General features: G+C 40.2%; 9 protein-coding genes. 4 read left to right on the forward strand and 5 right to left on the reverse strand.

The window, feature by feature from the left end:
- Positions 1-169 precede the first annotated feature (169 nt).
- Both OQ289_RS04830 and rlmB read left to right on the forward strand, forming a co-directional pair.
- Entirely contained in the window at positions 170-1,960 is a 1,791-nt protein-coding gene (locus tag OQ289_RS04830) for a DNA polymerase III subunit gamma/tau (protein ID WP_270090856.1), read from the forward strand.
- A 43-nt stretch (positions 1,961-2,003) separates the two neighbouring features.
- Positions 2,004-2,783 carry a 23S rRNA (guanosine(2251)-2'-O)-methyltransferase RlmB gene (gene rlmB / locus OQ289_RS04835; RefSeq protein WP_270089644.1) on the forward strand — a complete coding sequence of 260 codons (780 nt, stop codon included), beginning with the start codon at positions 2,004-2,006 and terminating at the stop codon, positions 2,781-2,783.
- A gap of 162 nt (positions 2,784-2,945) precedes the next feature.
- On the opposite strand, the gene OQ289_RS04840 is transcribed toward rlmB, so the two are convergent.
- From OQ289_RS04840 to OQ289_RS04860, 5 genes are all read right to left on the reverse strand, one after another.
- A complete protein-coding gene (locus OQ289_RS04840) occupies positions 2,946-4,769 on the reverse strand; it encodes a DEAD/DEAH box helicase (protein WP_270089645.1) in 1,824 nt (607 codons plus the stop codon).
- Positions 4,770-4,940: 171 nt separating this feature from the next.
- Positions 4,941-6,260, reverse strand: a complete 1,320-nt coding sequence (locus tag OQ289_RS04845) for an OmpA family protein (protein ID WP_270089646.1) — start codon at positions 6,258-6,260, stop codon at positions 4,941-4,943.
- A gap of 271 nt (positions 6,261-6,531) precedes the next feature.
- A complete protein-coding gene (locus OQ289_RS04850; RefSeq protein WP_270089647.1) occupies positions 6,532-7,872 on the reverse strand; it encodes an OmpA family protein in 1,341 nt (446 codons plus the stop codon).
- Positions 7,873-8,118: 246 nt separating this feature from the next.
- Positions 8,119-8,970 carry a universal stress protein gene (locus OQ289_RS04855; protein WP_270089648.1) on the reverse strand — a complete coding sequence of 284 codons (852 nt, stop codon included), beginning with the start codon at positions 8,968-8,970 and terminating at the stop codon, positions 8,119-8,121.
- A gap of 5 nt (positions 8,971-8,975) precedes the next feature.
- Entirely contained in the window at positions 8,976-9,827 is an 852-nt protein-coding gene (locus tag OQ289_RS04860) for a universal stress protein (RefSeq protein WP_270089649.1), read from the reverse strand.
- A gap of 410 nt (positions 9,828-10,237) precedes the next feature.
- Between OQ289_RS04860 and alaS the strand changes: the two genes are divergently transcribed.
- Together alaS and OQ289_RS04870 are read left to right on the forward strand one after the other, a co-directional pair.
- Entirely contained in the window at positions 10,238-12,853 is a 2,616-nt protein-coding gene (alaS, locus tag OQ289_RS04865) for an alanine--tRNA ligase (protein ID WP_270089650.1), read from the forward strand.
- A 10-nt stretch (positions 12,854-12,863) separates the two neighbouring features.
- Entirely contained in the window at positions 12,864-13,961 is a 1,098-nt protein-coding gene (locus tag OQ289_RS04870; protein ID WP_270089651.1) for a TlpA family protein disulfide reductase, read from the forward strand.
- Positions 13,962-14,045: the final 84 nt, after the last annotated feature.

Below are 14,045 nucleotides of genomic sequence, written 5' to 3' on the forward strand. Positions count from 1 at the left end.
CCTCGACTAGTATAAAGGATCTCATTCGTGCGCATTGCCCTAGCCAATTTTCAACGTTATAGGCAGATAGGACTTAAGTTGAACCAGTATACTGCCGAATCGTTTCATCTAGCTGTAGATCATGAAGTTTTATATTGCGGTAGATTTGCAAAATGTGTATCTTCGTACGATGGAAAATTTTATTGTTTCTGCTCGTAAATATCGTCCGGTCACATTTGACTCGGTCGTTGGTCAGCAACATATTACAGGGACATTAAAGAATGCAATCCTCAACAATCAGTTGGCGCAAGCATTCTTGTTTTGTGGACCCCGTGGTGTTGGCAAGACGACTTGTGCGCGTATTTTGGCAAAAACAATAAACTGCGAGCAGATTACCAGCGAGGCTGAAGCCTGCGGTGAATGTGATAGCTGTAAGTCTTTTCAAAATGGTAACTCATTCAGTATACATGAGCTGGATGCAGCATCCAACAATTCTGTCGACGACATTAGAAGCTTAATCGATCAAGTGCGTATTCCGCCACAATCAGGTAGATATAAGATTTATATCATCGATGAGGTACACATGCTGTCTCAACAAGCTTTTAATGCTTTTTTGAAGACGTTAGAGGAACCTCCTTCTTATGCGATTTTTATCTTAGCGACGACTGAAAAGCACAAGATATTGCCTACTATATTATCACGTTGTCAAATCTTTGACTTCAATAGAATACGAGTCGACGATATGGCGCAACATCTGGGACGTATTGCGGATAATGAATCCATCCAGTACGAATTAGATGGGCTTCATATCATCGCTCAGAAGGCTGATGGTGGGCTGCGTGATGCTTTGTCTATGTTTGATCAGATTGTTAGTTTTTCCAATAAGCAGATTTCCTATCAGTCGGTCATTGATAATTTGAATATTCTTGATTACGATTATTATTTTAAGTTGACAGATTCCATTTATAAGGAAGATGCTGCGCAAGCTATCCTAATCTTCGATCAGGTACTCAATAGAGGATTCGATGGTAATCATTTTATTGGGGGGTTGTCTTCGCATCTTCGTAATCTACTGGTGACCAAGGACCCATCGACATTAAAACTCTTGGATGTCAGTGATAATATCAAAAAACGTTATTTGGAGCAATCTCAACAATTGTCCTCTGGATTGTTATTGTCAGCATTGAATATTTCCAACCAATGTGAGATAAACTATAAAAGCAGCAAAAACCAAAGACTTCAAGTGGAGCTAGCTTTATTGAAGATGTGCCATATCGCCAGTGCGATAATGTTGAGTGACAACGGTACATTTTCAGCTTTAGCTGAACAAAAAAAAAAACGACCTGAACCAGCGGTAACTTCAGCAACTGTGTCAGTTGCTGAAATAAAGAAACAGGATGTTCCTGTTGAACCAGAGTCAGTCAAACCCTCGACTCTGATTCCTCCTGCACCTTCCAAGCCAGTGGAAAATCATCCTCCAAAAATGTCCGACACAGGAAAAAAGGGATGGGGAAGTGTAAAGGTTGCCACCAGTATCCCGAATCTCAACGCGATTTTTGAAGAAAAGGCTGTCGAGGAAGACAACAAGCCGAGTTTGGTAAGGGGAGATGCTAATAAGGAGGTAAGCCTGAATGAATTTTTGCAAAAATGGCAAGAATTTGCAGAGCGGCTCAAGAATGAAAACAAGATAAACTTGTTTACCTTGATGACGGTGGCCCAGCCCAGACTAAGTGGAAATAGCCTTATTGAAGTAGAGGTGGAGAATGCCATACAAATGGACGTACTGAATTCGGCAAAGATTGATATGCTTAATTTTCTTCGAGTGGAGCTTCAAAACTTTTCATTGGATATCAAAGGAACCATGATGGAGCATCAGGTATCTCGTAAGCCGTATACCTCACAGGAAAAATATCAGGCTATGGTCGCCAAAAATCCTACCTTGGAAAAACTTAGACAAGAATTCAATCTCGGTTTGAGCTAATCTTAGTCAATAGATTTATACATATACTATCTTAAAAAAAGAGATGCATAATTTTCAAAATAATAATAGAGGTGATAAGCGTGAAACGAACCAAATGGTGTTTGGTATACGTGCCGTGATAGAGGCCATTGACAGTGGGAAAGAGATAGAATCTCTATTTGTGCAACGTGGATTAGGAGGAAGTTTATATCTTGAATTGCGAAATTTGTTGAAGGAACGTGAGATTGGTTTTCAACAAGTGCCTATTGAAAAGTTGAATAGGATTACACGTAAGAATCACCAAGGTGTGATTGCGATTATTTCTCCGATTATTTATCAAAAAATTGAAGATCTCATCCCTACGATTTACGAAAAAGGAGAGGTGCCCTTGTTGTTGATGTTGGATGGGGTGACAGATGTACGCAACATGGGAGCAATTGCAAGAACTGCTGAATGTGCTGGTGTACATGCTATAATTGTCCCGAATAAAGGCTCCGCTGAAATCAATCCAGATGCAATTAAGACATCTGCGGGAGCGCTATATAAGATACCTGTATGTCGGCATGAGAGTATCTCCAAGGTCGGTAAATTTTTAATAGAGTCGGGTATTCAATTGGTCGTAAGTACTGAGAAGACAGATTCAAGTGTGTATGATGTAGATTATTCAGCTCCTACATGTATTATTATGGGAGCAGAAGATGTGGGAGTGTCGGATGATTTGATTCGTATTGCCGATCATTTGGCCAAGATCCCAATGTTTGGTGAGATAGGGTCGTTAAATGTGTCAGTATCAGCTGGTGTTGTCCTTTACGAGGCGATTCGTCAACGTGTCTCGATTAAATAAATGCACTGAAAGAGATAGAAATACGATTGGATATTAAAATCTAACCTTTGGGGAAAGCCAAAGGTTTTTTTATGGGCTGCTGTTGAAGGAGAAAGGTTATAATATATAAATAAAAAAGGTCGGGTGTTGACACCCGACCTTTTGATAACGTATAGTTGCAAATTAATATCTGCTATTGGATTCTTTTCGTTTTCCTGAAAAGTCACGGAAACCACCGCTATTTCCACCTTCACGACGGTCGCGTCTTTCGCCGCCTCCACCGCTTCTTCTCTCGCCACCACGATATCCGCCTTCACGTCTTCCGCCGCGATCTCCACCACGACTTCTTCCTCCGCCGCCTTCACTTCTTGCCTCTCCAGAAACTTCAATACGTACGTTACGTCCGTTGAAATCTACATTTTGGAAACCTGAAAATACTTTTTCAACCTCTTCGTCTTGAACTTCGAAGAATGTAAATACACCCTTTAAGTCAATTTTACCGATGGATTTTCCAGAAATCTTAGCATTGTTACAGATGAAGCCTAACATGTCTCCTCTGCTAAACTCATCGACCGAACCTAAGTTCATGAAAAGACGAGTATAGCCTTTAGAGCCACCACGTGAGCGATCATCGCGTCTTTCTCCGCGTTCGACACGCTCTCCACGACCTGAATCTCTAGCGTCGATGTTCAAGTCTGGTGCATTTTTATAGTAGTCCAAGAATCTGTTGAATTCTAATGAAGCAAATCTTTTGATGATGTCTTCTTTAGATAGAGATTCGAGATTTTCCATGATAGCAGGTAGGAACGGAGTGATTTGATCCTCATTTACTTCCACATTCTCGATTTTACTCACGATTGAGAAAAGTTGTTTCTCACAGACTTCAGCACCTTGCGGTACTTGTCTCTTCTCGAAAGCTTTTCCAATAATTTTTTCAATATGACGGATTTTGTTCAATTCCTTCACATTGACCAATGATAGAGAAATACCTGTCTTTCCTGCACGGGCTGTACGGCCTGAGCGGTGGGTGTAATTTTCAACTTCGTCAGGAAGGGAGAAGTTGATAACGTGTGTCACGTCATTAACGTCAATTCCACGCGCTGCAACGTCAGTAGCAATCAATAATTGAAGGCTACGATCACGATAACGTTTCATAACTTTATCGCGTTGTTGCTGTGAAAGGTCGCCATGCAAAGAGTCTGCGTTATAACCATCTTTGATTAAAGACTCCGCAATTTCTTGTGTTTCAATTTTAGTACGGCAGAATACTATACCGAAAATGTCGGGATTAGAATCTACAATACGTTTGAAAGCAGCATACTTATCTTTCGCTTTGATTAGATAGTAATGGTGTTCGATGTTTGCATTACCAGTATTCTTGGTGCCTACAGTCAACTCTACAGGGTCGGTCATATAGTTTTGTGCTATACGACGAACTTCTCTAGGCATTGTTGCGGAGAATAACCAAGTTTTTTTCTCATCTGGAGTTTCTGATAAAATATTGTTGATGTCTTCTTGAAAGCCCATGTTCAACATTTCATCCGCTTCGTCTAATACAACGTATTTCACGCCGGAGAAGTCAATAGCTTTACGCCCGATGATATCAAGCATACGACCTGGAGTCGCAACAACAATCTGTACGCCACGACGAATCTGACGCAGTTGGTCAGAAATGTTTGCGCCACCGTACACAGCTACTACGTGTACATTGTCAAGGTTCTTGGCAAACCTTTCTAAGTCTCTTGCAATTTGTAAACATAGCTCACGAGTTGGGCATAAGATCAACGCTTGAGGATGTTTTTGAGAAAAGTCTAATAGTTCTAATAATGGAAGACCAAATGCCGCGGTCTTTCCTGTGCCAGTTTGGGCTAATCCGACAAAATCGTCGTTACCAGTCAGTAAAACAGGAATGGCTTTTTCCTGAATAGGAGAAGGTTTTTCAAAACCTAACTCAGAGATGGCATTAACAACTTCATGACGGATTCCCAGTTCTAAAAATGGGTTCATGAAATAATATATACAATAGGCTCTATTGCCTAAGGCGGTGCAAAGATGAGAATAATAATTGATAAAAACAAATAATATTCAATGTTAATTATTTTAAAATGAATAAGTTAAAAAAAAGAGGCCCTATGGTGATTGCCAGAGCCTCTCTTTTTTATATTCTATTGTCAATAACTAGTATATCGTAAATTCTACGCGACGATTTTCTTGACGTCCTTCCGCAGTTGCGTTGGTGGCAATGGGTTGATTTGGACCGTACCCAGTTGCTTCGATACGGGAAGGATTAGCACCTTTGCTAGATAGGTACGATTTTACAGCCTCTGCACGCTCTTTTGATAATCTAAGATTGGTTTGCATTGATCCTGTATTGTCAGTATGTCCGGCTAACTTCAAGCTGAAATTTTTCTCAATCAATAACGCCGCAACTCTATCCAAGCTTGGGTAAGAGGTCGAACGGATAGTAGATTTGCCTAGGTCAAACTCGAGGTTCTTAATCGCTTCATCAACCACTTTCCTGTCAGCTTCCGTAACGACTACTTTCTCGACGATTTTTGTTTCGTTTTTCAATACGATAGGACAGCCCGATCCGTCCACTGGAGTACCCGCTGGAGTACCTGGGCATTTGTCAAATTTGTTAGCTACGCCGTCACCATCATCATCTTTCAAATCATTTGAAATTTGTTCAACTTGAGATTTCAACGCCTCATTGGAAGCTGCCAATGCATCACGTTCTGCTTTCAGTTCGTCATATTTGGCTGTATAGTCACCAATTAAGGTGGCTACGGGATTGCTATTGTTTAAAGCAGGCTTGCTGGGGTCTCCAAGTGAAAATTCCAAGCCTGCGTGAATGTATGAAAATAGATCATGTTTTACTGTACCGATACGTGTGCCATCAAAGTCTTGATTGACCCAGTTCAATTGATATCCTAGATCTAGGTTAATACCTTTGGCAACGGCAAATTTCAATCCAACGTCCATAGGAACGAATAATTTTGTCTTGGATTCGTGTGTAGTGGTGACGCTGCCGATTGTGGTGGTAGATTCAAAATCCATCGCACCAATACCAATTGCGGCATAGGGTTTAATTAAGCTGTTGAAAAACCTGAAATTGGTGTTTGCAAGTGTAAATTCACCCGACAACGCTGCAGACCATGGCGTTTTTGTTTCAAAGGAATTGGAGCCGTCATCTCTTTTACCTCCAACTTTGCCACCTAAATACTGAGCTTTTAAGCCGAAAGACGGAGAAATTTGTTTTTTAATGTATGCGCTGTAGCCGACATTGTTCTCCAGGTCATTGTAGCCTTTGCGATTCACGCCAAATCCATTACTTTGATTTAGTACTCCAGCATTTACACCTATAGACCACGTGCGGTATTGCGAAGACGAGCCGAAGGGAGTCGTACCATCGATTGTGGATTTGTCCTGTGCGAGAGAAGGGGATGTCAATAGTCCGGCAATGCCTAGTACTACTGCTGATTTTAAGTTTAATTTCATCTATTTATTTTTTCGTTTTCTTATTGATCGCTAGTAATCATTTACATCGGGATTTCATGGAGATATGTTTGTTCCCCAGGTGGCTCAGGAATGTTGAGGCCTGGGCAATAAAATGAACAGCATAATAGTGGTTGATATAAATTTTCTGCAAATTTAATTAATTACACCGGATTGGATCACGTTTTTTTTGTAGTAATATCTTGACTTTTTGAAAATAAAAAAGGCCAGTGAATTTTTCACTGACCTTATCATTATTTATAATATTTATCTACTAGTATATTGTAAACTCAACACGACGGTTTTGTTGACGACCTTCCGCTGTTGCGTTCGTTGCAATAGGTTGGTTCGGTCCGTATCCAGTCGCTTCGATGCGTGATGGGTTAGCTCCCTTACCTGATAAATATGATTTCACAGCTTCTGCACGTTCTTTTGATAGTCTTAGATTAGTTTTCATGGAGCCAGTGTTGTCTGTATGACCAGCTAACTTCAAGCTGAAGTTTTTCTCAATCAATAGGGCCGCAACTCTATCTAAGCTTGGGAATGAAGTCGAGCGAATCGTTGATTTTCCCAAATCGAATTCCAGATTTTTAATAGCCTCGTCAACGACTTGCCTGTCAGCTTCGGTTACCACTACCTTTTCTACGATTTTAGTTTCATTTTTCACGACGATAGGGCAACCTGCACCATCAACGGGAGTTCCGGTTGGAGTGCCAGGGCATTTGTCGAATTTGTTAGCCACACCATCTCCATCATCATCTTTCAAATCATTGCTTAGACCATCTAATTGACTTTGCAAGGCTTGGTTCTTCGCACTCAAAGCATCGTTCTGCGCTTTTAGGTCGTCGTATTTTACATTGTAGTCATTGACCAGTGTCGCTACAGGATTGGAGTTATTAAGTGCAGGTTTGCTACTGTTGCCTAGTGCAAGTTCAATGCCGGCATGTGCATAAGAAAAGAGGTCATTTTTATATTGCCCTCCTTGGATGCCGTCGAAATCTTGATTAGCCCAATTTAATTGGTATCCCAATTCAAAGTTGATGCCTTTAGCAACAGCAAATTTTAACCCCAAATCAACAGGGACATATAATTTGGTCTGTTTCTCGGCTTTCATTTCCGTGCCACCGGTTGTGGTCATCGTTTCGAAATTCAATGCGCCTACACCAATTGCAGCATAAGGCTTGATAAAGCTGTTGAAAAATCTCCAATTTGTATTGGCCGCAAGAAATTCTCCTGATATTGCTGCTGACCAAGGTGTCTTGGTTTCGAAGGAAGAATGTGGATTAGCGGTTCCTATGCTTTCATTGGTCCCGCCAACCTTGCCGCCGAAATATTGGGCTTTAATGCCGAATGATGGAGAGATTTGTTTTTTGATGTATGCATTGTAACCTAAATTCCAATCTAACTTATCGTAACCTGCCGTGTTGAACTTAGCGATGTTCATAAGACTTGTCGCTCCAGCCCCGATACCGATAGACCATGTCCTGTACTGTTGCGCCGAACCAAGTGGCGTTGTTCCTTCTATGCTGGAATTATTACGTTCCTGTGCAAAAGAAGTTGCGCCAATCATTCCTGCGAGAGCCAAGAGTGCTGTTTTTTTGTAATAAATGTTCATATAGTTTTTTTTAATAGTGTGTAATTATTGTACATTGGTGCTTGTGCAATTTATCTGCCAAAAGATATAATTGTACTTTATTTTATTGGTGTAAAATATTGGTTTTTAGTTTGTTCTGTTTGTTCTTGTAGAAATGTATCTACATGAAAAATCCCGATACGTCATGTCTCTAAATGGGGACAGTCTGTATCGGGATGTGTATGTTTTTTAGTATTTATATATGCCTTTTACGGCGTTTCTCTAAGATTAAATCCGGGCAAAAAGATTGGGTATTTTACTTTGAAAAGCTAACTCTTTTGAGATGTTTTCAGAAAAAATGTAATTGAAAAAATTCTTTCTACCTTTCGTTACCAATAGAATGTCGACGGATTCGTCAATCAGTATCTGTTGGATTGCATGAGCAATTGTCTCTTTGTATTTAATATAATAAGCTTGAGATTTTACCGTGTAGGAGATATCATCGAGCCCTGTTTCGCTGATGATGAGGTCAATCCATGCCCGGAGTTTTTGGTCGATTGATTCAACAGTCTCATCCGTCCGATTAATATGGATAAGTTGAAGGTGAAAATTGCTGCCGAATAGAGCAATGGCCTGTTTGAGGACCTCCAGTTCTCCATTTTTAAAGTTACAGAGTAATCCAATATTGTTTTTCGTATAGTTTGTTACGCTTTTTGGGATAGTCAAAATTGGTGTTTCGGTTGTTTTGATGACGTCGTAAGCATTGCTGCCGATAAAAACCGAATCAAGACCTGAAGAACCTTTGGTGCCAATGACGATAGCGGCATACTTATCGTCTTTTGCTTCGTTCAGAAGTTGGTCGGCAAGGACACCGTCTCTAGTCGATGTCGTGAAGTTGACATTCGGATGTTTTTGTCTAATAGGGATGAGCATTTCCTCCAGGTTTTTTAATGCTTCTTGGATAAGAGGTTCGATAAGATCCTTATTCCAAGTGGCATTCGCAAATCTATTGGTATGCTCCGTCATGATATAGATGACGTGTACGTCGCGTTGAGTATCGGCAGCTATTTGTGCAGCGTATTCTGTAGCAATTCTTGCATTGTCAGAAAAATCTACAGGGACTAAAAGGGGCTTGTTCATAGTAGTTATACTTTAGAAAAATATGATGGCTTGTTGATATCTAGTACTACTGCCTTCGAGACGGAAGGGTTGAAGAGTCGTTCGAAAAAGGACTTTCTGGATTTGGTAATCAATACGATATCGATATCGTTTTTGTCGACTAGATCATGGATGACTTCAGCGATTGTATCAAGCTCCTTATTGTTAGATTGAAGATGGTCTATACAAGGATTGATTTGGTCAATAGATATGCTTTGGTTGATTTTCAATGACCATTCATCTAGTTTTTTACGAACGGTTGATTCAATCTCGTCCTTGTTGTAGACGTGAATCAGCTCCAGTTGTGATATTGGGCCAAAAGTATCGACAAATTCATGTACCGTATTTAATTCTTCGGTTTTAAAATTCGTTAACAGCCCAATTTTTTGCGTTTTAAATTGATTGAAGTAATTGGGTACAATCAATACCGGGATTGGGGATTTTGCCGCGACAGCGGACGTATTGCTGCCCCATCTTACACTTTTTTTATCGCTGTGGCCTTTGGTGCCCATTACAATAATCTCATATTCCGACTTCTTTGCTTCTTGTGGAAGGGTGTCTTGAAGAAATCCTCTAGCGGTACGATGGGTGTAGTTTACGGTAGGGAATTCTTCTTGTAGCTTTTTTTCAAACTCCACAATGGTTAAGTCCGCTTTTAATATTTGGCTGTTTTCAAACTCTTTACTTAGCTCTTCAGTAGCAAATGAAGAGGATTGCGCCGTATAATAGTGGATTAAATGCACGGAATACTCTCTTTCAATTGCTAGCTTAGAGGCATATTTGGCAGCTGATAGCGAATTGTTTGAGAAATCTGTGGGGACTAATAAAGTCTTCTTCATTTGACGTAGTTTTTATGTATAACAATGCAGGTTGCTATGATATTTTTCATCTGTTAATTTTTTAGTTATCAGTGTATGAGCCCGATGATATTACTGGGCGCATACATGCCGTTTCATACCTTATCAAGATGCAGGAACAAAGATACTGTGGTGTTTAAGATCAATTGTTGCTACTTTTTTACTTGGGTAATCGACTTGTGATTTCTTGCTCTAATTTAGGTTTTTCTTTTCTTATAATGTAACCTTATTTAGCTTTAATTGCTTTTGAATTGTCATAAGTCGGTCGTGTTGCTTAAGGTCGGTTGTTTAATTCTGGATCGTTAAGTATTATGTTGCTCATCAATTGCATAAGGAAGCGATTTTGAGTAACTTTGCAGTTCGATTTTAATAAGAAGATTATTTAGATATCCATGACTAATAGAGAAATACGTGACGCTTACTTGAATTTTTTTAAAACTAAGCTTCATCAAATTGTTCCCTCAGCTCCCGTAGTTGTTAAAAATGACCCTACATTGATGTTTACAAATGCAGGGATGAATCAATTTAAAGATTTTTTCTTGGGTGAAGCATTACCCAAGTATACGCGAGTAGCAGACACGCAACGATGCTTGCGTGTCTCTGGTAAGCATAATGACTTGGAGGAAGTTGGAATCGATACCTATCATCACACGTTGTTTGAAATGTTGGGTAATTGGAGTTTTGGCGATTATTTCAAAAAAGAAGCTATCGAATGGGCATGGGAATTATTGACTGCTGTTTACGGGCTGGATCAAGATAGACTTTATGTAACCATTTTCGAGGGCGATACCGACGAAGGCTTAGAAAAGGATGTAGAGGCGTTTGAATTTTGGAAACAATGGATTGCTGAAGACCGTATATTATTAGGGAATAAGAAGGACAACTTTTGGGAGATGGGCGAGACTGGGCCATGTGGTCCTTGTTCTGAAATTCACTATGATATGCGCGCAGATGAGGATCGTAAGCTTGTCGCTGGACAAGAGTTGGTCAATGCCGATCATCCGCAAGTGATAGAAGTTTGGAATTTGGTCTTTATGCAATTTAATAGGCTGAAGAACGGCACGCTAGAATCACTACCCGCCAAACATGTGGATACAGGGATGGGATTTGAACGTTTGGTAAGAGCCATTCAAGGAAAGTCTTCTAATTATGATACGGATGTCTTCCAACCGCTAATCTCTTTTATTTCCGAAAAATCGGGAATTAAATATGGTGTCAACGAAAAGACGGATATAGCTATGCGTGTGTTGTCTGACCATATACGTGCGGTAAGCTTTGCCATTGCTGACGGCCAATTGCCTTCCAATAATAAAGCAGGATACGTCATACGTCGCATCCTACGACGAGCAGTACGCTATGCTTATACGTTTTTAAACTTCAAAACGCCATTTATCAATGAATTGGTGCCTCTTTTGGCAAAGGAATTTGAAGGTGTATTTGACGAGTTGATCAGTCAACAGGATTTTGTACAAAAGGTGGTCTTAGAGGAAGAGGTTTCTTTTCTTCGGACGCTGGTGGCGGGTGTACAACGATTTGAGGCTTATGCTGAAAAGAATACAGCGGTAGATGGTGATTTTGCCTTCGAACTTTTTGATACGTTTGGATTTCCTATTGACTTAACAGAGCTATTGGCACGGGAGAAGGGATTAGAGGTCGATATGACTGGATTTCAACAAGCTCTTCAGGTTCAAAAAGAAAGATCTAGGGCAGCTACTGCTATAGATACCGGTGATTGGGTGTTCGTCAATGACGAAGAACAGGCTGAATTTGTAGGGTACGATGTGTTGACAGTAAAGACAGAAATCTTAAAATATAGAAAGGTAACGGCCAAAGGAAAAGAACAAGTACAATTTGTCCTATCTGTGACGCCATTCTACCCGGAAGGTGGGGGGCAAGTGGGGGACACAGGAGTCTTGATTTCTGAAGAGACGGGTGAAAAAATCCATATTACAGATACTAAAAAGGAAAATGGTCTTATCGTCCATTTTTCTAACCAACTGCCGTCTCAGCTAATTGGAATTTTTCAAGCTAAGGTAGATTTGCAAAAGCGTATAGATACAGAGAATAACCACTCCGCCACGCACTTACTTCATGCAGCATTGAAGGAAGTATTAGGAAACCATGTCAATCAGAAGGGATCTTTGGTCAATGCTGATATTTTACGGTTTGATATTTCGCATTTTTCTAAAGTGACTGAGGAAGAGCTTAAACAAGTTGAAGATATTGTGAATGCTAAGATTCGTGAAAATATAGCGCTTAAGGAAAATCGTAACGTTCCCTTTCAGGAGGCTTTGGACTCTGGGGTAACAGCTTTATTTGGCGAGAAATATGGAGACTATGTCCGTGTGATTACTTTTGGAGATCAATTTTCTAAGGAACTCTGCGGAGGTACACATGTAAAGGCTACTGGTCAGATTGGTTTTTTTAAAATTATTTCAGAATCAGCTGTTGCAGCGGGCGTAAGACGTATCGAAGCCATCACTGGGACAAAAGCTGCGGCTGTGATACGTGAGCATTTCGATTTGGTCCATAAATTAGGGGAGCTTTTGCACAACCCCAAGGATTTTGTCGTAACCCTCGCCAAGGTAATTGATGAAAATTCTGCTTTAAAGAAGGAAATAGAAAAGAGTATTATTGAAAAATCACTTGCCCTAAAAACCGATTTAGAGCAAAAAATCGAGGAGATAAATGGCGTACGTTTTTTGGCTACAGTCGTTGATCTACCCAATGCAGAAGCTTTAAAAACCCTTGCATATGCATTGAAAGGTGCTATAGATAATTTGTTCCTCGTGTTAGGCGCTAATTTCGATGGTAAACCAAGCATTGCTGTTGTCGTTAGCGAGCACTTGTCTAAAGAGAGAGGGCTAAATGCAGGAAGTATTGTGAGAGAGTTGGCCAAAGAAATAGATGGTGGAGGGGGAGGGCAACCTTTCTTTGCTACCGCTGGAGGAAAAAATGCTAGTGGACTAGGGAATGCTATTGCTAAAGCTAAAACATATCTTGATTAAGGAGGAAAACATGAATAGACTGTTAATTTTCGTTGCCGTATTAAACCTAATGCTGATTGGATGCTCGAATCCTGACCAGTACGTGATTTCTGGACAAATTGAAAATCCAGGAAACATAAAAGTAGTCTCTCTCTATGAAGGAGATCGAAAATTAGATTCTGTATATCTTAACGAAAGCCAACAGTTTACCTTCAAGCGAGGTACAACTCAAGCTCGCCTACTGTCTTTGGAGGCGGGTAAAAAGCGATACTACCTCATCGCCCAGCCAGGAGAGAAACTTACATTTAAGGCTGACCTGCAGAAGGAACCATATGTGTATAATATAGAGGGGTCTGAACTCTCAAATGCCATACAGGAATTTGCTCCGATACGGATAAAGAGAGATGTCATTCAAGATTCTTTACAGCGGGAATTTGCTAAAAGAACGGGTAGTCTCAACGCAGAACAAATAGAGAGCCTGAGGGGAGAATATCTAACAAAATTTAAGGCAGCTCTCCAATATTACAATCAACAAGCTATCACTTTTAAGGACAAGTACCCTAATCTTGCGGGCTTTTATGCGATGAGTACTCTTGATCCAGAGGTTGCCGAAGCAGAAATTATAGCTTATGCAGAAGAGATTCAGGATAAATTTAAAGACAATGGTTACGTGGAGCAGTTTAAAGCTGAAACTGCGAAGTTGAAGGTATTAGCAATCGGTCAGCCTGCGCCAGACTTTGAGGGATATACACCTCAAAATAAACTTGTAAAGCTAAGCGACCTAAAAGGGAAATATTTGTTGGTAGACTTTTGGGCATCTTGGTGTGCACCTTGTAGGCAGGAAAACCCAAATATAGTAAAGCAATATAATGCCTTTAAAGGGAAGGGGTTTGATGTCTTAGGTGTCTCACTGGATAATAATCCTGGACCGTGGATGAGGGCAATTCAAGATGATGGATTGGAATGGACCAATATATCCGATTTGCAGGCCTGGGGATCCACAGTTGTGGGATTGTATAGAATAAAAGCTATACCTACGTCTTACCTTCTTGATCCCGAAGGCAAGATTATCGCTAAAAATTTAAGAGGAAGGGATCTTGAAGATTTCTTAAAGAAAACATTAAATTAGTCAGAATGTTTTGTTAATTAACCTTATGTTAGTTAACGATTTGATAATATTGGGTTAACGTTATATTGCCATTAAGTACATAAT

It is taken from the genome of Sphingobacterium sp. SYP-B4668 (assembly GCF_027627455.1).
In the GTDB taxonomy this organism is placed as follows: Bacteria; Bacteroidota; Bacteroidia; order Sphingobacteriales; family Sphingobacteriaceae; genus Sphingobacterium.

Excerpts from the sequence above, each read along its gene's own strand:
- OQ289_RS04830 (WP_270090856.1), top strand. The coding sequence starts at position 170 with ATGGAAAATTTTATTGTTTCTGCTCGTAAATATCGTCCGGTCACATTT.
- rlmB (WP_270089644.1), top strand. The coding sequence starts at position 2,004 with ATGCATAATTTTCAAAATAATAATAGAGGTGATAAGCGTGAAACGAAC.
- OQ289_RS04840 (WP_270089645.1), bottom strand. The coding sequence starts at position 4,769 with ATGAACCCATTTTTAGAACTGGGAATCCGTCATGAAGTTGTTAATGCC.
- OQ289_RS04845 (WP_270089646.1), bottom strand. The coding sequence starts at position 6,260 with ATGAAATTAAACTTAAAATCAGCAGTAGTACTAGGCATTGCCGGACTA.
- OQ289_RS04850 (WP_270089647.1), bottom strand. The coding sequence starts at position 7,872 with ATGAACATTTATTACAAAAAAACAGCACTCTTGGCTCTCGCAGGAATG.
- OQ289_RS04855 (WP_270089648.1), bottom strand. The coding sequence starts at position 8,970 with ATGAACAAGCCCCTTTTAGTCCCTGTAGATTTTTCTGACAATGCAAGA.
- OQ289_RS04860 (WP_270089649.1), bottom strand. The coding sequence starts at position 9,827 with ATGAAGAAGACTTTATTAGTCCCCACAGATTTCTCAAACAATTCGCTA.
- alaS (WP_270089650.1), top strand. The coding sequence starts at position 10,238 with ATGACTAATAGAGAAATACGTGACGCTTACTTGAATTTTTTTAAAACT.
- OQ289_RS04870 (WP_270089651.1), top strand. The coding sequence starts at position 12,864 with ATGAATAGACTGTTAATTTTCGTTGCCGTATTAAACCTAATGCTGATT.